This is a genomic window from Paenibacillus gansuensis (assembly GCF_042684925.1).
In the GTDB taxonomy this organism is placed as follows: Bacteria; Bacillota; Bacilli; order Paenibacillales; family DY6; genus Paenibacillus_N; species Paenibacillus_N gansuensis.
In genome coordinates, this window is record NZ_JBHUME010000002.1 from 531,602 (window position 1) to 554,274 (window position 22,673).

Below are 22,673 nucleotides of genomic sequence, written 5' to 3' on the forward strand. Positions count from 1 at the left end.
CCTCCCGAGAAGTGTGTTGGTTGGGTTGATTACACGAGCGTCTAAAACTGACAATATGTCCTATTATACGTGAAAAGAGGCATCCGTGGATAACCACAAATGCCTCTACTTTTCTGTTCAATATTTTTCTATACTTAGTTGAAACTTAAACCCGCTTAGTTCACTAACCCGAATGACTGTCATCATCAGAACAGCATAGGTCATCAACCACTAGTTATTATGTAATCAGAAGTTCATAAATAAACAATCATCTATTCTAATTAATAGGGAACTTAGGAAAAGCACCAGAAAAGCATCCTAATTACCAGGGAATTCAATGATTCTAGAATGTGTTGATTTTCTTGACATATTCATAAACCTGTAGCACCTTTCCTTCTGGTAACTCCATGATTAGCCTTATCAATTTCTCCTTGTCTATAGGGCTCGCTTTTGAGTCAAAGGTCTTTATGTTTTTTACTCCCATACCTAGCCGACATGCAAGTTCATCGATTTTCTGAATCTTTTTGGCGAACTCTTCAGCATTGGGTTCCATTCCCCAATGCTTGTAAACAGGACGATAGTATTTTTCAAAAAGCTGTGTGGCCTGCGACTCATCCAGACCTTTATTTTGTTGCAACTGCTGAATAACCGCTTTCATATATATTTCACTCATTGAACGTTGAGGTTCACTTTGGATCACTTATATTCGCTCCTCATTTTAAGAACCGATCCGATCAACGGATCCCTTTGCTTGTTCAATTTTAGAAATAATATCATTACCCTCATCAGTGCCAAACATACCTTATGGCTCCAATAAGTGTTATCTGCCAAAATTGAAGATAGTCATTCCCCAGACCTTAGAAAAGAAACCTTTATGCCATCACCCAGCGTAAATATATGGTCCACGCTAATTATATTTCAACAAATATAAACAGGAATTATTTACTTCTTGTTTCAAATGTTAATCTTATTGTACTGTTAAAGCTAATCAACCACCACAAACAATTCCATCCATTTTGGATGGAGTTATTTGTGGTTTTTATTTTTGCTGACGACTTAAAATCAAGTTGGAACATTATTCAAGGATACGGGAGGTAGTGTTAATCCATGAATTGATTGAATCTCTGTAGAATAGGATTCTTCTTCGTATTCTTACAAAGGGAATTTGATTTTCTCGCACCATTGCATAAATACAGTCCGTTGAGACGCCAAGATACTCAGACAACTCCGTTACAGAAAATACAACTTTCATTTGATGATTATCTTGTTGAAAGGTTGAATTTTCGTCTCTGCTTTCCGCAATAGTGTCAGATTGAATCTTTTCTTTCTCGATACTAATTAGCAGCTGTTCTTCCATTTGTACTAATGTTTTTAGTAATTGAATTCGTAACAAGTCATATTCTCTCATAACGATCACCCTCGATATTATTCAATCTTAATTTGAAGGAGGCGAATTACACACTACAAGGAAACTCTAATTGAAAGTTAATTTCCAACTATTCTTTATCTACATTGCAAATTACACATATATGGAGAAGCGTGATAATTTTTGACTTTGCGAATGAGCACCTTACATTCATTAATTTCCCACTCTCGGTTATTAAGTCAATTACTCACTTATGTGAGTAACCCGGAATTTAGCACATACCACGGTTATGATAGAAGTGGTGAATGCAAATGAATATAAAAGAAGAATATTGGGATCAGCCAATACTTAAAGCAAAAGAATTATTGCATACGACAGATAGCATACGAAAAATGGATTGCCGTACCTATATACTTAATGCAAACTATCGATTACTTTTTCGTGTACAGATCTATCAATCACTTTGGGAACAATTGCTCCTGTATCCAGATGTCTTCTTTCGAAGGCAACTTTTTGCTAATTGTTTCGGTCTAAGCCAACATATGATTAGGGAAGGGACGGGGTTTGCAGCAGGAACCGTTCACAATCTGTTAAACACGAGTCAGCAGCCACCCCTGAGTCTTATCCATACTTATGCAGTTATGTGCAACGTTCCCTGGCAAACTCTTGTGGAGCAAAAACCTGAGGAAAAATCTTTCACTTCTCCAACAGAATATTGGTTTAACGGGGTATCCGTTGAAAAAAGAATCGACGAACTTAATGCTGAACGAGGTCAGATTCGGAGCATCCGAGGATATTGGATCAGTGATCCTCTCCCGCTCTTTGAAGGGGAGATTAGCCCGATCACTGCAAGATGGGTAAGCAGTTACTCAGAGATGGAGTATTTTGAGTTCCATTTAAATCATGAGCCTGCACTTTATCCTCAAAAAAGAAGCATCATCCAGAAGATGTTTCCGTTTGCCACGCACCTTGTGACGACCTATACACCTCTTCGGCCTCATAAACGGTCATTTTGGATCTTGGGACCAAAACCTAATAAACAGACAGCATTTGCAGAATTGTTAAAAGTCATCGAGGCTCGTGACCGCACCTTCGTTTTACCCCTTAACTGATAGCGCACTCCCCTCCATTAAGGCTTGCTTACTCACTTTGATGAGTGTATAACTACACATCATCAACTTGGTTAGGAGCTTTGAAATCAACATCAGCAGGTTCCGTGTAAGTTCAATTTTTTTGAAGAAAACTAGCTCATCGCAATCACAATACCCAGAAATATGTCATGGGAGGAGCACCATCCACCATTAAGCGTGAATTGTATGAGTATTTTAAACTCTATGCCTTAATTGCAGCGTGGCCATTTCCGGGCGGCGTTCATTTGTTCCGCCATATCTTTATAACACGACTTGCATACAAAGAGTGTCCACCACAAGCTATAAAAGAAGTATCCCGTGTCAAAATGCTAAATACCGTTGGTTTGTATTTACATCTGGCAAACCAGGACAAGCACTTAGTTAATCAAATCAATTTACTAAATTTCAAGTGAGGTGATAACACATGCCATTATACGACGACGCTGTAACCAAAGAAATAGCACTTGAAGAAACGCTTCTCCAATTGGCGGATCAATATGGGCCCGATTCGTTTATGCAAATGGTACGACGACTTATACCATCAACTCACATCGAGACAAACAAACGATACAATGAAGTTTTGCTAGACGATGCCACTCTCCATTATTTCGAGAGTGATACCTTTCAAAGCCTAGCAACCTCTTCACAGCAAGCTTACCGATATGAGATGAATCTATTTGTCCGCCATTGCCGAGGCCAAAAAGGGAGCTATGCACTCCTCAAAGAAGTTACTTCAGCTGTCTTCTTAGCTGAATATTTATCGAGCGTCCAAAAACTCAATACACGTAGCAAAAAGGCGGCTTTTTTAAGAAGCTTTCTTGGCGAATCCTACGTCCATTTTTTTAATAGCGATATCGGCAAAATAAAAAGGATCCTTTCCATCGAAATGGATCGAAATCGCGAACCACGTGCTTTCACTAAAGAACAGCTCGATGAACTCTTTTGTCTTGTTCGTCTCGGCCGTGAGTCTCATCGTAATTTCACCATCCTATGGACTTTTCTTGGTTCTGGTATCCGCTTAAGCGAATTGTTACATTTGCAGGTCGGGGATGTTACGCCATCCCGCCAAGAAATACAAGTACGCGGAAAGGGGAAAAAGGGCTATAAACAACCGAGCAAAATAACTAAATCTGCCCTTGAAATCCTTCTCGCGTACATTAATTTTCGCTATCAAGGTGTTCAGAACGCTCCGGATTACCATGAGCGATATATTTTTTCCAATGACAAAGGTACTTCCCCCTTGCATGAAAGCACGGTTCAAAAAATGTTGGCCATGTTGATTGATGAAGCGAAGTCGATTCCGTCATCCGATAAAAAACCGTACCAACTGTCCGTACACTCCCTACGGCATTCTTTTGCTCTATACTTACTGGAATCCGGCGTTGACATCTATACCATCAAAGATTTGATGCGACATAAATGGCTCAGTTCAACCGAAGTTTATTTGAGATTGTTTGACAGCATGCTCGTTGCGGCTATTGACAAGCATCCTTTAGCGCAGCTAAAAGCCAGCGATCTCTTTGCATACAGGGAGGTGTTAGCATGACATTGCTTCGTTCCCATTATTTTCAGTTCTGGAATACTAATTTTAGACGAAGTGACAGCACAAAAGATAATCACATCATTGCTCTAAAACGTTTCGAAGCCTTCCTGCAAAGAGAAGGCTTCGAAGGGGAAATCAATTTTGATCAATTTCATGCGAGCCGTGACTACCCAGGTAGGTATCTCCCTATTCAGAGACAAGTCATTGATCGTTTTGTTATGGGGTTAAAGCACAATGAACAGGTGACCGATCGATTGATCGCAGAAACCATAACCGCATTAAGACGTTTTTTTGAGTTACTTCATGATATGGATCTGATCGAACATAACCCGATGATCGGGTATCCTCGGCCAAAATTCGAGAGTCCGATTCAAAATACCGCATTATCCAAAGAAGGGTGCTGTGCCCTTCTTCGAGCTGCCTTGTTTAGAAGCCCCTTTTATCGGCAGGAATTTCTATTTATTTGGTTTATGCTAATCACGGGGCTTCGTATTTCTGAGGTCCGATTTTTACGTCGTAAGCGGCTGAACTTAGAGACAAGAACCGTACACGTCTTTGAAGCAGCCAAAACCGATCATCGGCCGGTCGCTATCCCTGAGGACCTCACTTCAGAACTTGAACGATATGTACAACATACGGAATATCTCAAATACGCAAACCAAGGTGATGAATATCTATTTCATCAGCAAGGAAAAATCATGACTGTTGGCAAAGTTAAACGGATTCTATCTGAGTTATCCCACGATGCAGGGATAACTAGGCACATTCGACCGCATGACCTAAGACGGACTGCTGCATATTTGATGCAAACTGGCGGTATGGACATAGTTGAGATTCAGAATCAGCTGCGTCATAAAAATTTAGGCACAACCTTACGCTATGTTCCACCCTTAGCCGACTTAACCAAAATCCTCGAGGATACATGAAGAATTCCCCATATTGAATTAGTACATCTACTAGTAGACAGAACCCTATTTTAATACCTTCATTAATCTTTATAAGGATCAAACTCATCCGCCACTGCCATGTAGACCGGTCGTACTCAACATATGCAGCACCTCGATCGTCTCTGCATGCAAACCTGAAGCCTACAATAAACAAACGGACTTTCGTCGGTCTAAGCATGCGAAGCTCGACGCAAAGTAGTGAACGGCCTTTGCCTTTTGATCCACTGAAATCTGTCCGCCTGAACGTGTACGGGGTTTTTAGTTCATCTTGCCAGCCGCTAGCGTACGACCCATAACCCGGCCAACGCCTGCCTCAAGTCGCACGAGTAAATCAGCAACATCTGCTTACGTTTCTTGTATTCTTACACATATATGATAGAGCCATGTAGTTTTTCCTGAACGATTATGGGTTGTTGTCATAAATCTTATATCAGAATATGAATATTCCTTATCAGCATTCGTATCTGAAGAAATAAGCATTACTGGGTAAGCATGGTTTTTAACATGAGTGCAATACTTATCCCAAAAAGAACCAAAATCTTTAACTTTGACGTATGAAAGGCATACATTGAACAAATTCCCTGCTGTATCATAAGAATATATTTTATCAAGATGTGCATTAAGATAATTTGTGTTCAAACTATCTAAATTAAGAGCTTCAATTATGGTGAACGGCATACTGTCTTTTTCGATATATATATCAACTTCACCAGATGACTTTCCTGCGGCAGAACTTCCACGGCGAGTTTGATCTTTTAAACGGTATCCGTTTGTTTCTAGTAAATCAGCAATATAGTCATTACGCTCATCTTCTGTGGCATTCACATAAAGTTTTCGTGCTTGGAGCTTGATGCAAGCCAAGTAAAGATCACGAATAAATAAATCGGGCTTTGATTCTACTTTCTGCGTAGATTTGAAGTAAATATCGCTTGTATTTTTTTTCACTTTGATTGCAAAGATGTTTTTACCATTAATAGTAATCCGACCATAATCTATTATAGGTTGCTCAGATAATAAACTTAGTGCCCGTTTAACAGGTTCATCTATTTTAAATCCAGCACTTACTCCATTTATAGAATACTTATCTGTATCTTTGATTGCCCCAATAACAATGTAACCGTACTCGTCTGGCATATTTGACAGAGCAGCGATAAACATAGCCAAACTTTGTGGCCTAAACTCTAAGTTCCTACATATAAGATTTTTTGATTCTGGGGATCGCAGTAATTCTAGCACTTCATCAATGTCGATCACTTCTCTCTTATGCTCCTTAATGGAATTTTGTTAACGCCAGTTAATTTTAGTATTTTCCCAAATGTTATTTTTTGTGGATCACTTTTCCCGTCCTCAACCCACAATTCACAATCTTTTTCGTAATCAAGAACATCTAATTCAGAATCATAATATAAGATTATTTGACCATAATCTGATGGGCGAGTAATCAAATAAATTTCAGTATTGTGTTTTTTAATTACAAATATATTATTGCTTATCTCTACTATATTTGAAACATCATAATCCGATTGCTCACTTAAAAAATCGATGATTTTTTTCTTGGATCGCTCAAGAATCTCTTGTACATAGCTAAACATCTCTATGCTAACTTTAGAATCATGAAGGAATTCTGCGTTAAGTATATTATTAGCTAGAGCACGTTTTAAATCTTCTTCATTTGAAATGCCCCATTGTGCAAGAAGTTCTTTTGATAATTCCACCGTTTTACTTGAGCCACTTTCGATATCGGTGCGTGACAATATCTTTTCTAGTTCTTGCACTCCTGAAACACCATATTTCTTTAACACATCATTGTACTCTTCAACTTTAGACATATTCTCAGCAATATCATTGTCATTATAAAACCAATGCAAATTGGTTAATAAATCTTTAAAGCACTTAAGAACCGTTTCATTATCAGAGTTTTCTCTAAGCCAAAGGTAGGTTTTATTATAGACTTCTTTTTCATCAGTATTATATTGGCCTAAGCTGTTTTTATTCTCCTTCACATATTTTGTGATCTTCTCAGAAATGCTCTCCAGGTAAATTGTTCTATTTTCAGGCAATTTGAAACAAATGTCTTTTAATAACAATGTTTCACGCACGTCATATCCGGTATACTTGCTTGCGTCTTTGAGGATTTCCTCAATTTCACCAGAATCGAGCGATAGTTCTGCACTTTTTTTAAACACACCATACTGATTAGGCAATATATTGAAGCGATCTAATAAATAGGCCTGCTCATATTTCACTAGGATATGCACAAAACTTGACAGCCAAATAATTGCTTCGTTTTTGTTAGCAAAACTAAATTTAGAAGTGAATTCGTCGATGCATTCACATGTGCTTATGTCCTTGGTTATTTTTTCTCTCCAGAATTTCAATGCTGCTTTAAGGAGCACGTTTGAATGCCTTGTAACTCTACTTTTTTCCCACGAATCATCGAAATAAAGATTCTTAACAAGACTTATAAAGTCATCTTGTTCTTGGTTATGTTCAGCTTGTAAGCAAATAATATACTTATAAAACTCCTGTTCTCTTGGATGTGGTCTCTGCAATTTCCTTTCCATCTCTGAAAGAACATCTTCTAACGTGTACTTTTTTAAGTTTAGCAGAAATTCATGTTTAATTTTCCTTTCTAATAACTTACTTTTGAAGTCAAAATCTACAGTAGTAGCTATATTTTTATAGGTTTCATCAACACCGCAATCAAGAAAAATTGAATCTATTGTACATAATTTACCGTGTTGATTTGGCAATATACATGGATTTCTGCCAAGACTGTTGATGAAAGTTTCTTCTTTCGTATAAAATAATTCTATTAATTCATTTAGCCATTCAGTTACATCATCAGTAACATTTTTTGATAATGCATCAATATCTTCGAAGTCTTCTACTCTTTTTATTAAATCTAATAAGCTATAGTTACGACACTCATCCCATAGAGAATTGTACCAATGCTCTAGTTCTTCGCGCTTTGTAATCATATTAGGAATGATTTTGCTTGACAGTGACCATACTTTTCCCCTAAGTGTATCGTCTAGATCTTTGGGAATAAATACACAGGTATAGTCCCATTCATCAATTAGAGGCTTTTTCTCAGCACTATGTGTATAAATGAGTGGGATTGCTTTTATGTGAGATTTAAGTGGGTTAATTACTTCTTGCTCATACCATTCTTTGGATATCCATTCCTTTTCAGGTTGATCAGAGATTTTAACAATGTTATAAATCCCCTCATAACTTTTTTCTGCGAAAAAGTCCAGCATTTTGATGTAAAGTTGGCAAGCTTCTATTAAGTATTGCTTGTTTTCTGATACTTGTTCGTGATCTTTATCCGTTAAATGGATTCCATTTCGCGGTTCGGTTGGATTAAACAGTGGACTGTTAACTACTACTGGGAATGAAAAATCATTTGTTCCTAAGAGAGGAAAGTCACAAAAAATCCGGGGTAATTCATTGTCGTACTTAACAATATTGTAGTTTTCCTTTAGTATTTCAACTGCAAGTGATGAATCTTTAGTACCCACAACACAGATATGTTTATTTTTACGGAAATGCTTCCCGTTATTATTTGTTTCAACAATAACTTCGATTTCAAAAGCATTTTCAAGATTACTAATATTTGTTTCTCCACGACTAATTGTACGGATGTATTGACCGATTGTGACAGTTATAGAGTTTATCTCAGGAACAAAGGCAAAAACGAAAGGTGCAGAAATAAGTAGATTTTTCAGACCTTTCTTTGCAATTATTACCCCCGATTCATCCAATGCATAACTAAAACAAGTGTTGAAATCCTTATCGTTTATTGCTGTATCATTAATCATAGAAGTGTTTTTATCTAACTGAGAGCAACTCTCTTGTATCGCATTTATTATTGACAGTTTATCCTTACCGGATCGATCTAAAATAACACTAAAAGAACACGGAGGTTCGCCAACGTCCTGCAAATATCCAGATACTTTCACTTTTTCTGAAAGTAAATGTGTAGTTAAGAACCCTGTTCCAAATTTACCAGTAGTCCTCTTGGTTATTACATCAGTTATTGTTCGATCTTTTGTGGATACTTGTTCTATAAGAAAAACTATATTTTCAGTTGAGAATAGTTTACCGTTATGCTTAAATTCAACAGTTCTTTTACTTTCCTCAAAGTTGATAATAATGTCAACCATACCGCTAGAGTTAACAACATCTTTTGCATTTTGAATAAGCTCCCAAATCCATCTATAAGAAGTTGTATCATCATTCTTCAATTTTAACTGAGTCAACATATCAATAATTTTATTTGCAGCTTGCGTTTCTTGCGCTTTATTACGCAGACTTTGTATCTTTTGTGAAAACTCCATCTTTATCCCTCCTTAAATAAAACCTACTCTTTCTATTTTCAACTTGTAAGTATATGTACTCCTTCTACATCGATCATTCATTTCTTTCTTTTTCTGCAGTATTTGATTTTTTTCGACGTTTGTTTACAAATCCCCTGTTTTTAAATGGAAATAAGTCGAGCTGGGATTAAGTTTATTTATAATATTTCTTAATGCTTCAGGTCGAATAGTATTTTCTCAGATTTAACTAATTAGAAGCCTAGACTGTAAGGGTCTTGTCTGGTTTCCTGATTATTGGAAATAATAGTTACATCAAGATCATCGGAGTTGATACTATTGGCTAATATCCAAAAGCGTGGTGATAATTCATGGTTCTTGACGGTCAACGCGGGCAAAGACGCAAAAGGCAAATACATTCGCTTCACAAGAACCATTCATTGTCGAACAAAACGGGAAGCAGAAAGCGAATATGCAAAATTCCGGCTGGAAGTTGAGGCTGGAAAATATATCGCTCCAGAAAAAATGACATTCGGTGCTTTGTCGAGGAGTGGCATTCGAAATATGCCGTTAAACACCTGGCATTCAAGACGTTATACACATATAGATCCAATTTGAAAAATCGAATTCTTCCTGCTTTTCAACACATGTCAATTAAGGAAATCAAACCTCTTCACATAGTCGATTTTCTTGACAAGTTGGAAAAGGAAAACAGTCGGGGTGATAAAAAGAGCGGTGGGCTTTCTTCTGGTACGATTGAAATCGACCACCGCATCTTAAAAAATATATTTAAACGTGCTGTGGAATGGAGAATAATCAATCGGAACCCTGTGAGTGATGTTAAGAAGCCTAAGGTTACATCAAAAGAAATCATCCCGTATGATGAAGTTGAAGTGAACCAAATGCTTAAAGCTCTACAAAGAGAGCCTTTCCACTGGAGAATATTAATAACTTTGGCCCTTACAACAGGTCTACGTCGTAGCGAAATTCTTGGGCTCGAGTGGAAACACGTTGATTTGAGCACTGGCGTTATTGAAGTCAGGCAAACAATGGTTCATGCCTTAAAAGGAGAAGTTATCGTAAAGCAGCCAAAAACTAAAAAATCCGTTCGGAAAGTAGCCCTTCCCTCCTCGGTACTTGAAGAGTTAAGGGAATATCATACCTATAGGACTCAGGAGCGGCATGACATAAGGAACGCTTGGCGAGGAGGATTATGGTTATTCCTGTTCTCCCACCCCGACGGACAACCTTTCCATCACGAGGCCCCATACCAATGGTTCCGAAATTTCATCTTGAAAAACAAACTACGATATATTCGTTTTCATGATCTCCGGCATACTTCAGCCACGATTCTGATCAACCGGGGCGTTCATGCCAAAATCATTTCAGAACGACTCGGGCATGGAAGCATAACGACAACCATGAACATCTATGGTCATGCTCTCCGTACGGCTGACCAAGCGGCTGCCGATAAGTTCGAATCACTCTTTAACATCAACAAAGCTCAAGGACAATAAGAGACGCTCGGGAAATTCCCGAGCGTCTCTCAGTTCTTTTCGGCTCGACTTTTACATCACTTTTACATCAATGCCATTTTTCGGCCGCTGTATCACAACTATTAATATGCTGTATCATATCGAAAAAACCAATCAGGACAAGGGGTCTCAGTCTCTGTTTAATCCCTCACCAGGAATGCCACCGATTCCACATGCACCGTATGCGAGAACATGTCTTCTTAATATTAATACATATCTATGAACCCTCAAAAAACATTACTTCGCCCAAAATAAGCCAATCCCCTCATCCCCACCGCCGAACCTCCCGTCTCTCCAACTTCCCCATCCTGCATCATGCATTTACCTTTCCCGCCCGCTCCGTTGTCACGCTAGTGGCCAACTATTAAACCCCGCACAAAGAAGGCAGCCCGGATTGCTCCGGGCTGCCTTTTCCATCTTATCCGTTTCATTTATCTTCACTCGATCCGCTTAGTATCATCCCTTCAACATCCTGTACGTCCACCCACTGGCGCGTAGTAGAGGATTCCTCGACCGCATCCAACACCAGCTGGTTGCGCAGCCCATCCCCGAAATTCGGTTCCGGGTTGACCCTCCGTTCAATCCCCTGGACTAATTCGTGCATCACGTGGATGAACGTATGCTCATATCCGATAATGTGGCCTGCCGGCCAGTAAGTTCCCCCGTAAGGGTGGCAGTTTTCCGTACAACTCACGGACCGGAAGCCTTGCACCTCAGCGGGATCGTCCGCAAAGTAAACCTCCAGTTGATTCATCTTCTCCATGTCCCAACGCAGAGATCCCCGCTCTCCGTTAATTTCAAACCGGTTGCCGTTGCGGTTGCCTCCGGCATACCGGGTCGCCTCGAAAGTGCCTGCAGCGCCGCAGGCGAACTCGGCCATGAAGATCGAAGCATCGTCTACGTCGACTTGCACGGGATTCCCGTCCGGGTCAGGCCGTTCTGAAACGAACCTAGGGAGCAGGCCGGAAACCGCGCGAATCTCTCCGAGCAGGAAACGGGCCAGATCAACGCTGTGAGAGGCCAGGTCCCCATGGGCCCCGGACCCTGAAACGGCTTTGCTCATGCGCCATGAATAAGGCGCAAAGGGATCGGCCAGCCAATCCTGCAGATATGTCGCCCGCAAATGATAAATCCGCCCGAGCTTTCCTTCCGTAATCAGCTTCTTCGCCAGCAGGACTGCCGGGGCGAACCTGTAATTATGGCAGATCATATGGATAACGCCTGCTTTCCGGACCGCCTCCAGCACCGTCCACGCTTCACTTGCATTGAGCGCAAGAGGCTTCTCGCATAGGATATGCTTGCCTGCTTCCGCCGCAGCGATTGCGATTTCCGCATGGCTGGCATTAGGAGTGCATATATCGATCACATCGATATCCGCCCTTTCCAGCAGCACGCGCCAATCGGTCTCATAACTGTCCCAGCCCATGCGCTGTGCTGCTTCAGCCACCCTTCGGCCATCCCTCCCGGCAATGGCCTTCATCGCCGGATAGGGATCCTGTCCGAAATAGAACGGCAAGTCCCGGTAAGCATGGCTGTGCGCCTTGCCCATGAACTGGTAGCCGATCATGCCGATCCCGATCGAACGTGGTCCCATACTCAACCCTCGCTGACAGCGGAATAGGCGGATTCAGTCAGTCGGGCCAGCCCTTTTTCCGGTTCTTCTGTCGGAAAATATTCCAGCCCGACATCCCCATCGTACCTGGTTGCCCTAATTGCCTCAAACACTGCTGAGTAGTGAATCTCACCTGTGTGAAGCTCATGTCTCCCTGGATGCCCGGCCGCATGAAAATGTCCGATTACCTCCACATTTGCCTGGATACTGCGAATCAGATCCCCCTCCGTAATCTGCTGATGATAAATATCGAACAACAGCTTCACATTCGAACTGTTGACCTCTCGGATGATCTCAAATGCTTCGTCCGATCGCGACAGAAAATATCCTGCATGATCCACTTTCAGGTTTAACGGTTCGACCAACAGGGTAATCCCCGCCTCTTCCAGCATAGGGACACCTGCTTTCAAACCCTCGGTCAAGGCTTGCCGCTGAACCTCTCGGGCCACGCCTTCCAGCTCGTTGCCGACCTGTGTGATCAGCTTTGTACACCCAAGCTTCTTTGCCGTTTCGATCGACTCGGACAGCCCTTCCAGATAAGCCGCTCTTTGCGATTCGTCCACCAGACTGATAAATTTGGTACAGAAACAGCTGATATTTAGCCCAAGTCTTTTCCTTGCTTCATTTAAGCGGTCGATATCTTTATCCCACCAGGTCCAGAACTCAAACGTGCGGAAGCCCAGCTTTTGTATAGAAGCCAGACTCTCCTCCAAGTCCGCGCCGGAGTAGACCGCATCGATGCACACTGAAAATTTCATATTCACATCTCCCGTCTCCTAATGGGCTTATTCATATACAAGCAGCGACTGGATCAGATCGGGATGCTTGTTGTCTACCATGGCGTAAGCGTCCGCTACTTGATCATAAGCAATCCGGTGTGTAATCAGGTTATCCAGCTGCAGCTTGCTAAGCAGGTCGATACAAGCTTGCCGCTTGCGGTCATGATTCCACATATGCCGGATATCCGGGTTGATATCGCCGGTTTGCGAGGAACGTATCGTGACACGGTTGTGATGGAACTCCTCCGAGAAATCCAGGTCGGCCGCAGGCCCCTGATACCATCCCATCGCGGTAATTACGGTATCGGGAGCGGCAATGCGGATCGCCTCATGCAAGGCGCGGTGATTGCCTGTCGCTTCGATGACGGCATCCGCTCCCTTGTTGCCCGTTTCCTTCCGGATGGCCATTGCCACATCGCCGCATTGCATAGGGTTAAACACAAGATCTGCCCCATTTTCCAGCGCTGTATTCAACCGTTTTTCGACGGTATCGATGCCAATGACCTTAAAAGCGCCGGACAGTTTTACCATTTGCAGCAGAAGCTGCCCAATGAGCCCTAACCCGGAAATAACGACAGTGTCGCCCAGTTTGATCTTCGTATCCAAAATACCGTTGTACGTAGTCATCAAATTCGTCAGCATGATCCCATGCTCCGGTTTCACGCCAGGCGGAAGCTTTACGATGCCTCCATCGGCGCGTTTCACATATTCCGATTGATGCGGCGCATCCGTGTAAACGATATCCCCGACTTCAAAATCTTTCACATCGCTGCCTGCCTCTATGACCCTGCCCACGTTGGCATATCCCATGTACCAGACGCCGGGATCGCTGCTGCGGATCGGATACTGCCAGGTTTCAGACTGCTCCGCATCTACGAACAGGCGGACGGCGGGATCGCTCTTTCTCCGGAAGAACGGCGCCACTCCCCGGTATACATTCATTTCCGTTCCGTGACTGATGCCGGAAAACATCGTCTTCACCCGAATTTGATCACTCTGTAAAGGCTGGGAGGCCGCCTCTTCCACCCGAAGCTGCCTGGGCCCGTCGTAAACCATGATTTTCATTTCTCCATCCTCCATCTGAACGGTATTGTATATGGATAAGCCCCTAGGGAGTCCTATCTTCTTAAGAAGAGCGGCACCCGGTCCGCCAGCCGCCGTGCCGCTGTAATGTGATCAGCCCTCTACTTTTGCTTTATAGGCATCAAGCTGTTTCTGCAGCTCGGCAAGCACCTTATCATATCCCGCCGCTTTCAGCTTTTTGCGGAAATTCTCCACCGCTTTTACCGGATCGCCGGCTTTGCCCCAGATGATGGCAGGCCCCATCGTACTTGTGACGTTGGATAATGCGGAAAGCTCCGCCTGCACCGGCGTTTTGTCAAACACAAACGAAGCATAGGGATAACGCTTGGCTTTGGCCGCTTTCTCTTTGAACATGTCATAGATGCCGGCATACTCGTTTTTGCTCGGAATCTCGTTTTTGTCATTGCGGGCACCCCACATGTTGGAGAAAAAGTCGCTCTTGGCAGGATCATAACCGTCCGGCTGAGCACGCAGTCCATCCTTCACGACGTACTGCTCGCCTTCGATTCCATATTGGAACAGCCGATAAATATCCGGATCGTTATGGATCAGCTCCAACGCCATCAGTGCCCGCTCCGGATTTTTGCTGTTCGCCCCGACTGCAAAGCCGCCGTGCACCGGCGAGTCGGTCATCAGATTCCCCCGGGTGTCCGCATAGGCAAACATTTGAAGTTCCGAGCCAGGCTGTTTCTGATCCATCGTCGCCCGCAGGCCCCGGAACGTTTGGGAATGATGTGCATCCGTACCCGTTTTGCCTTCTTGCAGTTCGGCACGGGTGTCGCCTGTGAAATTGAGTGCGTCTTTGCGCCAGTAGCCTTTGTCCGCCCAATCCTTCATCATGACCGCTTCATCAACAAACGTCTGGTCAAACACAGGGCTCCATGCCGTATATTTCTCGTAATAGGACTTACCCCAGAACAGGTGGAGGAAGCCTGTTGGCACCATTTCCATCAGTAAGGCGTCAGTATGAGATTGCACCCAGCCCCAGTATGGTTCGTATTTGGTGCCGGCCGTTACATCATAGGGAATGACGCCTTTCTTCTTGTCCTTGATGCCTTGCAGGTATTTGCCCAAGGTATCGAAATCCTTGATCGGTTCCGTAATGCCGAACTCCTTGGCCCAGTCTCCCCGGTAATAAATGCCTTGGTCTGTCCATTGTGAATAATGCGTCTCCGGTATCATCGTAATATGGCCATCATTCGTCACGCTCGGCCAATCCTCTTTGAATTCGGACCAAAGCTCAGGAGCGGCTTTCGGCAGCAAGTCTTCCAAATTCATATAAGCGCCTTTCTTGGAATTCGCCCAAAAATTCAGCCAATCTCCAACGACGATCAGATCATAAGCTTCGCCCGACGCCATCGCCAGATCATACTTTGTTTGCCAGTCGGTCCAACCTACCCACTTCAGCTTGACGGTCGCATTGATCATTTGTTTGAACAGATCATTCCACTTCGCTTCTACTTTCTCCAATGTGCCGTTCGTCGGCGGATCGCCGGGAACCAGAATAGACAGCTCTACTTCTTTGGATGTATCGGCGCTTCCGCTGTCTGCAGCCGCATTACCGGTAGAAGCCGGCGTATCCGCGTTACTGTTCTTGTTACCGGAACCTGCATTATTGCCTGTTCCTGATGCACTGCTGCCGTTTTCACTGCTCTTGCCGCTGTTATTACCGCCTGAACAAGCCGCCATACACACCGTCAGGACCAATGCCAACACGATACTCATGGTTTTCCGCATGTTCAACATGTGTTATGCCCCTTTTCCCATTCAAATTAGTAAGCGATTACATTTTTTTTCGTATGTTAACGCGCTGCAGGATCCTTGCACCGCGGAAACAACCTGGCGGAACGGTAAAGCTGAGTTACCCTTTTACGGCGCCGATAGTCAGCCCGTTTACGAAATACTTTTGAATCATAGGGTAGAAAAACAAGCACGGTATAGTAGCCATGACGGCAATGGCAAGTTTCATGGTTTCCGTCGGATAGGCATCCATCGAGACATTGGCCCCGGCCGAAGAATTATTAATGTAAAATGCCGTATTGATAACGGTGTACAAATATAGCTGCAGAGGACGGTAAGGAACATTTGCAGAAAGAAACAGCATGGAATTGTACCATTCATTCCAGTACCCGATGGCTAGAAACAAGCCGACCGTGGCGAGAGCGGGCTTTGCAAGCGGAAGGACCAGTCTAAGGAAAATCGTAAAATCGCCGGCACCGTCGATTTTCGCGGATTCCGTAATGGAATGCGGAATGGTTTTGAGGAAATTTTTCATTAAAATGATCAGCCAAGGCGATAACAGCGAAGGCAGCAGCACCGCCAAATAACTGTCCTTTAAGTGCAGGCCCTTGGTCATCAACAGATAGAACGGCACGAGTCCGCCGGAGAATAATGTCGTAAAGTAGATCAGGAAGGAAATGGTGTTCCGGTAAGGAAAGTCTTGCCGCTGCAGAGCATATCCTGTCATGGCCGTTAGAAACAGCCCGATCGCCGTACCCGATGCCGTCAATAATATCGTTACCGCATAGGCCCCGATCAGTGTCCGAGGATAAGCCAATAGAAACCGGTAAGTTGCCAAGCTGAACTCCATGGGCAGGATAGAAAATCCATGTTTCACGATCCAGGACTCTGCTGTGAACGAGGAGGAAATCATGATGACAAAAGGCAGTACGCAGAGGATCGAGAACAGGCTGATGACCGCATACCCGACGGTCCGGATGGCTATGGTGTAACTGTCTTGGCGTATGGATGGTGTTGCTGTTGCTGTTGCTGTGCCGTCCATAAAGCACCCTCTCCTTCTTTTAGAACAACGAGTAGTCTTTATCGATTTTTTTCACAACCCAGTTGGCTGCCAGCACAAGCGCGAAACCTACGACTGACTGATAAAGGCTCACAGCACTGGCTAAGGAGAAATTATTCTCGCGCATGAGCGCCCGGAATACGAACGTTTCAATAATATCCGTGTTCTCATAGAGCATCGTATTGCTGGCGCCCACCAAGTTATAGAAGAGGCCGAAGTTTCCCTTCATGATCCCGCCCATGGAGAACAGCAGCAGAATAATAAACGTAGGCTTTAGATGCGGGAGCAAAATATACCGGATCCGCTGCAGACCGTTGGCTCCATCGATATTTGAAGCTTCAAGCACTTCGGATTCCACGCTCATAATGGAGGCGAAATAAATGATCGTACCGTAACCGGCACCCTGCCAAAGAAATGTGAATATGATAATGAAAGGCCAAATCCATGGTGTGGAGTAAGCTTCAAGAGGGGTATATCCGGCAGCCGACAAAAGCTTGTTAAGCAGGCCGTAGTCGTAGCTGAGGAAACTGTAGGCGAACAGCCCGATGAGGACAGGAGAGATGAAATAAGGCAAAATCATAAGCGACTGCGAAATGTTGCGGAACGTGCGGCTCCGGAGTTCATTGAACAGTAAAGCTAACCCGATTTGCACGACATTTCCTACAAGGATAAAAGCGAGGTTATACAACACCGTGTTCGTCGTCAACCGCCATAAATCACCGGAAATGAAGAGGAATTTAAAGTTGTCTAAACCTACAAAAGGGCTTCCGAAAATGCCTTTATTGTACATATAGTTTACGAAAGCAATGTACACGCCCGGCATGGGAATATAAGCGAAAACCAGGAAAAAAGCCAGTGCCGGCAGGCACATCAACAGCAGAATCCGAGAGTTCCACAGCGACTTCCAGCGCTTGCGCGCCCCCGGTGTACCAGACGGACGCCGGACGGGCAAAGCGGAGTGGTTCATAAGGCTCCTCCTATCTCGCGGGCCGTTACTAAACGGATCCTACGGATTGACGTTCGATCAAATAGGGTACAAGCTTTACTTCCCGTGCTTCCAATTCCGGTGCAGCCGTTCGTTCAATCAATAATTCCACCGCTTTTCGGCCGATTTCTTCAATCGGGAGGGCTACAGTAGTCAGCTTTGGAGCAAGCATCCCCGAGTAGGTGTCGTCATAGCCAATGATGGAAATATCCTTAGGAACTTTCATCCCGACGTCGTAAAAATACTGCATGACGCCTACTGCCAGAATATCGCTGCCTACGAATACCGCTGTAGCATCCGTACGGTTGCCGCCGAACAGCTCACGTGCCGCTTCATAGCCTTGTTCCGGCGAATAATAATTTACATATTTGAGATACTGCTCCGGGTCGAGCCCAAAGGACTGAACCGCCTTCAAGTATCCGTTCAGTCTCCCCTTTTCAACGGAATAGACAGGTTCATGGGCGATACAAGCGATTTTGCGATGGCCGCGGGCGATCATGTAAGACGTGGCGGCATAGGAACCTGCCGTTTCATCCGATAGAATCGTATCCACGCCGGTAATATCGTCTGCCCGCTCCAGCATGATAATCGGCTTCTCCAGCTTAGCCACTTTCTTAATCTGCTCGGTGGAGAACGCGGAAGTAAAGATAATGCCGTCTACCATGCGGCCGAGCAGTTCTTCGATCATTTTCTGCTCCCTTTCGACGTCCCTGTCCGTTATCATCGTCAATACGCTGTAGCCGAGATCATGCGCGCTCTTCTCAATAGCGTTGGAAACCCGGGCGAAGAAAGGGTTTGGATATGAACTCGGCATAATATGCCCGATCATCTTGGTGCTTTGATTTTTCAGACCCTGGGCTATCTTGTTCGGCACATAACCAAGTTCGTCTAAAGCCTGCTCTACCCGAACCCGTTTATCTTCCGACACCTTCCCCTTCTTGTTGATGACGCGGACGACAGTGGATCTGGAGACTTCGGCTTTCTCTGCAATTTCAGTAATTGTGACCAGTACCATATGCTTCTCCCCCTGTCTCTTTTCAAAATGTGGCATCGATACCACTAATCCGGCTGATACCTTTTACTTATGACATCGATGCCAACAATATTCTAAAAAAATAAACCGCTTACATTTGTAAAATTACATGTCAACTGCGATTGCTTCACCATGCTTTGCAGAACAAAACCAAATCGGTGGTATCGATACCAAAAAATGTTAAATAAAAAAGCCCTAAGCTCTGATATCGAAAGATGAATTCAGTTCTTTTAAAAGGTTCTAATTCATCGAAGCATACCTCGAAGGGGCGATCCCCTTCATTTTTTTGAACAATCGGGAGAAGTAATAAAGGTCGGAAATACCTACACTCTGTGCGGTTTCGCTGAGACTCAGCTTGGTATGCATCAACAGTTCGGCGGCCCGGTCAATCCGGTACTGCATAAGATATTGTTGGGGGGATTTGCCAGCGTGCTGCTGAAAAATACGCCAGGCATAGGAGCGGTCAATGCTTAAGTGCGTATATATATCGTGGACGGTGATAGGCTGCTTGTAATGATGCTCGATAAAGGCCGCCGCTTTGCGAAAATAAGTTTCGGAGCGTTCGTTGGAATGGTAAGGAGGAACCGGCGGTTTTGCTATGTTCTCTTCAGCTTCTAACAGATACATCAGTTTGTACAAATGGCTTCGGATCAACGTGTTGGAAACCTGTTTGTGTCCGCGCATATCCTCCACACATTGTTTGATAGCTGCCGCCAGCTGTTCCTGCCGTTCCGCCCTAAGCTTGACGACCGGATCATAAGCGGTTAATCCCGCTGCGGCCAGCAAGCTGTCCGCCTCGTTGCCGCTAAAACCGAACCAGCAGAATTCCCACGGCTGATCCGCGTTGAGCACTTCATACGCGACAAGATGGCCTGGAAAGATCGCGAAAAGTTCTCCGGGACCGACAATCCGCGTACAGCCGTCTTGGGTAAAACAACCCGTGCCGTTGATAACGCAATGTATCAGGAAACAGCTCCGCACATGGGTGTGGCAGACGAAATGCGGTTCGCATTTCTCGTATCCGCAATGTGTCAGTTCCAACGCACCCGTGCCGATTCCGTAATTGAACGCTTCTATCCGATTCAATCCTGGCGTGAACAACTTTCATCATCCTCCCGTCCATTTGGCAACTTGCGTGCAAAAGAGTGCATCACAAGTCCATTTTATCCAGAAAGCACTTACGATAGAATTAGAAATATACACGCTCAATTATATTTCTGCAGGGAAACGGGGTGCTTTTATGCGCGGACATGAACTCAATATCGACGACGAACAGATAGGCACCGGCATTCATCAGGTGCAGTACCAGCGAATCGGGAACGACTACCAGTGGGACTATGTTAAGTCCCCTCACTGCACTAACCGGCATATGCACATCTCGGATACCGCGGACGCCTGGGCTAAGGTGCGTTTTGCCGGACATGAGATAAGTCTGCACGGAGTTCTTGGCCCCGACTGCGGCATAGCTTCCGTTTGCATTGATGGCAGGCAGGAAGAGCTTGTGGACTATTACTCTACTGAGATCAGCGGAGAGTCTTTAATTTATAGGAGCCGGGAGCTTGCCGAGGGGCTACACGAAATTATGATACGGGTGACAGGAACCAAACATCCATCCTCCGGCGGGACAGCCGTAACGATAGACAGGTTCGCCGTTCGCATGGCTGCCCCATGCAGCGTGATCGATATTAGCTCCAGTACAGCTGGTACGGGCATGAATGAACTGAATTATAATCCGGACCATTGGGGACAGGAGGAATGTGATGATAGTTACGGCGGCGACGTTCTCCTGTCCGGTCACGTTGGTGCTGAGATCTCATTCGCATTTACGGGTATACAAGTGCAGCTTTATGGCAGAACGGGTCCCGATCAGGGGATCATGTTGATCTCGGTTGATGACGGGCCGCCTCTGACGGTGGACTGCCGCTCGGAGACAACGCGAGGAAACGTGCTGCTTTATACAAGTGAACCGCTACCTCAGGCAGAACACCGTCTAATTGCGTCTGTAACCGGTGAAACCTCAGGGACAGGCCGCAGCATCGCCATCGACCGCGTTGCCGTTTCGTCGGCAGCTGCCATGGTCACCCAAATTTTTATCGCTACTGCCCGCCGCTTTCAGGCCATTGAAAGCTTCGGCGCCTCCAGCGGCTGGTCGATCGACCCGATCGGGGAGCATTGGCAGGAGGAACATAAATCGCGGATCGCAGATTTGTTGTATTCGCAAGACAAAGGCATTGGTTTGTCGGGTTTCCGCTTTTACATCGGCGCTGGAAGTACGATCGTAGACGCGGAGGATTTTCACGATCCGTTCCGACGGGTGGAAGTATTCCAAGAGGAGGCAAACGGTCCTTATGACTGGACTAGGCAGGCCGGGCAGCAATGGATGATGCAGGCCGCCAAGGCGCGCGGTGTCCGGGAATTTACGGCATTTACCCACAGCCCTCCCTACTGGATGACGAAGAACGGCAGAACCCGCCCCGCGGCCGGACCGGATACAACCAACCTGAAAGAAGGATACGAACGGCCTTATGCCCGCTTTCTCGCTGACGTTCTTGAGCATTTCAGGGATGAGGAGAACCTGCCTTTTGATTATATATGCCCTATCAATGAACCTGGCTGGCCGTGGGACAATGCACACGAAGAGGGCAACCGCTCCAGCAATGACGATATGATCCGTATTATTAATGCCTTATATGATGAACTTCAGGATAGGCATCTTCCTGTCCGCATCGCAGCTCCTGAAGCAGCAACCATCGGGCACCTTACCGATCTTGGCTACCTCGATGAATTGTACGGCAATGAAGAGGTTCGTGCGAAGCTGTCGCAAATGATCTGCGGCCATTCCTATTTTTCGGATAACTTTGAAAAGGAGGCTGTCCCGCTCCGCAGGCGGACCCGGAAGGCTTTGGATGCTTACCCCGACCACGCCTACTGGCAGACGGAATACTGCTTCATCGGCAGAGGCAACGGCCAAACCCGTGACTACGGGATGACCCCGGCGTTGTGGTTGGCAAAATTGGTCCATTTGGACTTAACCATCCTCCATTCCGCCGCTTGGCATTGGTGGCTGTCCGTCTCCCCGGGCAACTTCGACTTCAAAGACGGGCTGCTCTACACCGACTGGATCCAGCCCGGCGATCCGGAGAACATCATTGAATCCAAAATGCTCTGGGCCTTAGGAAACTTCAGCAAATTCATCCGCCCCGGCTCACGGCGAGTCGCCCTGACAGGGCCGGAACACAGTACCGGCTTCCTGGCGTCAGCTTACATCGATGAAACCAACCAAAGCGTGATCGCCGTCGCAGTCAACGACACCTGTAACGAGCGACCATTGCTTTTACATGTTGCGGGTATGCAAATAGCAAGTATCACTGCATATATTACTTCTGATGAGCCGGACTGTAACTTGAAACCTGTTCTATGTGCCCAAGGGGAACCCTTTACAGTCCCTCCGCTCTCTGTTGTGACGCTGGTGATGAAGTATTGAAGGGAATACGTAACGAAGCCGGTGCCGAGCATCGGCTTTTTTCATTTCTGTAATAATTGCATCATCGGCTTTAGTCAA

Annotated in this window: 18 protein-coding genes; 6 read left to right on the plus strand and 12 right to left on the minus strand. The window is 45.0% G+C overall.

The features are described from left to right. Positions 1-322: 322 nt before the first annotated feature. Positions 323-679, minus strand: coding sequence for a hypothetical protein (locus tag ACFSUF_RS02520; RefSeq protein WP_377599777.1), 357 nt, complete (start codon positions 677-679; stop codon positions 323-325). Positions 680-1,054: 375 nt separating this feature from the next. Continuing rightward, positions 1,055-1,387, minus strand: a complete 333-nt coding sequence (locus ACFSUF_RS02525) for a helix-turn-helix domain-containing protein (protein WP_377599778.1) — start codon at positions 1,385-1,387, stop codon at positions 1,055-1,057. A gap of 269 nt (positions 1,388-1,656) precedes the next feature. Between ACFSUF_RS02525 and ACFSUF_RS02530 the strand changes: the two genes are divergently transcribed. The 3 genes from ACFSUF_RS02530 to ACFSUF_RS02540 all read left to right on the plus strand — a co-directional run bounded on the left by ACFSUF_RS02530 (position 1,657) and on the right by ACFSUF_RS02540 (position 4,944). Beyond that, positions 1,657-2,457 (plus strand): hypothetical protein, encoded by an 801-nt coding sequence (locus ACFSUF_RS02530; RefSeq protein ID WP_377599780.1) that lies wholly within the window; start codon positions 1,657-1,659, stop codon positions 2,455-2,457. A 442-nt stretch (positions 2,458-2,899) separates the two neighbouring features. Next, a complete protein-coding gene (locus ACFSUF_RS02535) occupies positions 2,900-4,021 on the plus strand; it encodes a tyrosine-type recombinase/integrase (RefSeq protein WP_377599782.1) in 1,122 nt (373 codons plus the stop codon). Further along, positions 4,018-4,944 (plus strand): tyrosine-type recombinase/integrase, encoded by a 927-nt coding sequence (locus ACFSUF_RS02540; protein ID WP_377599784.1) that lies wholly within the window; start codon positions 4,018-4,020, stop codon positions 4,942-4,944. Before ACFSUF_RS02535 ends, ACFSUF_RS02540 begins: the two co-directional genes overlap by 4 nt. 366 nt (positions 4,945-5,310) lie before the next feature. Here the strand turns inward: ACFSUF_RS02540 and ACFSUF_RS02545 are convergent, their stop codons facing one another. Together ACFSUF_RS02545 and ACFSUF_RS02550 are read right to left on the minus strand one after the other, a co-directional pair. Then, a complete protein-coding gene (locus tag ACFSUF_RS02545) occupies positions 5,311-6,219 on the minus strand; it encodes an RNA-binding domain-containing protein (RefSeq protein ID WP_377599786.1) in 909 nt (302 codons plus the stop codon). Further along, positions 6,216-9,308, minus strand: a complete 3,093-nt coding sequence (locus tag ACFSUF_RS02550; RefSeq protein ID WP_377599788.1) for a sacsin N-terminal ATP-binding-like domain-containing protein — start codon at positions 9,306-9,308, stop codon at positions 6,216-6,218. The genes ACFSUF_RS02545 and ACFSUF_RS02550 overlap by 4 nt, the downstream gene beginning before the upstream one ends. Before the next feature lie 315 nt (positions 9,309-9,623). On the opposite strand from ACFSUF_RS02550, the gene ACFSUF_RS02555 reads away from it, so the two are divergent. Next, complete coding sequence (locus tag ACFSUF_RS02555) at positions 9,624-9,902, plus strand: hypothetical protein (RefSeq protein ID WP_377599790.1); 279 nt, start codon at positions 9,624-9,626, stop codon at positions 9,900-9,902. Then, positions 9,863-10,801, plus strand: a complete 939-nt coding sequence (locus tag ACFSUF_RS02560) for a tyrosine-type recombinase/integrase (protein WP_377600224.1) — start codon at positions 9,863-9,865, stop codon at positions 10,799-10,801. Before ACFSUF_RS02555 ends, ACFSUF_RS02560 begins: the two co-directional genes overlap by 40 nt. 445 nt (positions 10,802-11,246) lie before the next feature. Here the strand turns inward: ACFSUF_RS02560 and ACFSUF_RS02565 are convergent, their stop codons facing one another. The 8 genes from ACFSUF_RS02565 to ACFSUF_RS02600 form a co-directional block, all read right to left on the minus strand. After that, positions 11,247-12,413: a Gfo/Idh/MocA family protein gene (locus ACFSUF_RS02565; protein WP_377599792.1), complete on the minus strand. Its 1,167-nt coding sequence runs from the start codon at positions 12,411-12,413 to the stop codon at positions 11,247-11,249. Positions 12,414-12,415: 2 nt separating this feature from the next. Beyond that, positions 12,416-13,189: a hydroxypyruvate isomerase family protein gene (locus ACFSUF_RS02570; protein ID WP_377599794.1), complete on the minus strand. Its 774-nt coding sequence runs from the start codon at positions 13,187-13,189 to the stop codon at positions 12,416-12,418. 27 nt (positions 13,190-13,216) lie between these two features. Then, positions 13,217-14,275: a zinc-dependent alcohol dehydrogenase gene (locus ACFSUF_RS02575; protein WP_377599796.1), complete on the minus strand. Its 1,059-nt coding sequence runs from the start codon at positions 14,273-14,275 to the stop codon at positions 13,217-13,219. A gap of 111 nt (positions 14,276-14,386) precedes the next feature. Beyond that, the gene (locus ACFSUF_RS02580) at positions 14,387-16,039 is read right to left on the minus strand and encodes a DUF3502 domain-containing protein (protein WP_377599798.1); all 1,653 of its coding nucleotides are present in this window, start codon (positions 16,037-16,039) and stop codon (positions 14,387-14,389) included. A gap of 115 nt (positions 16,040-16,154) precedes the next feature. Further along, a complete protein-coding gene (locus ACFSUF_RS02585; protein WP_377599800.1) occupies positions 16,155-17,075 on the minus strand; it encodes a carbohydrate ABC transporter permease in 921 nt (306 codons plus the stop codon). Positions 17,076-17,094: 19 nt separating this feature from the next. Continuing rightward, positions 17,095-18,060: an ABC transporter permease gene (locus ACFSUF_RS02590; protein ID WP_377599802.1), complete on the minus strand. Its 966-nt coding sequence runs from the start codon at positions 18,058-18,060 to the stop codon at positions 17,095-17,097. 28 nt (positions 18,061-18,088) lie between these two features. Then, positions 18,089-19,093, minus strand: coding sequence for a LacI family DNA-binding transcriptional regulator (locus ACFSUF_RS02595; protein WP_377599804.1), 1,005 nt, complete (start codon positions 19,091-19,093; stop codon positions 18,089-18,091). Between the two features lie 258 nt (positions 19,094-19,351). Beyond that, on the minus strand, positions 19,352-20,212 hold the full coding sequence (locus ACFSUF_RS02600) for an AraC family transcriptional regulator (protein WP_377599806.1): 861 nt from the start codon (positions 20,210-20,212) through the stop codon (positions 19,352-19,354). A 139-nt stretch (positions 20,213-20,351) separates the two neighbouring features. Here ACFSUF_RS02600 and ACFSUF_RS02605 point away from each other — a divergent pair, with 139 nt between their 5' ends. Next, entirely contained in the window at positions 20,352-22,595 is a 2,244-nt protein-coding gene (locus ACFSUF_RS02605; protein WP_377599808.1) for a glycoside hydrolase, read from the plus strand. Positions 22,596-22,673: the final 78 nt, after the last annotated feature.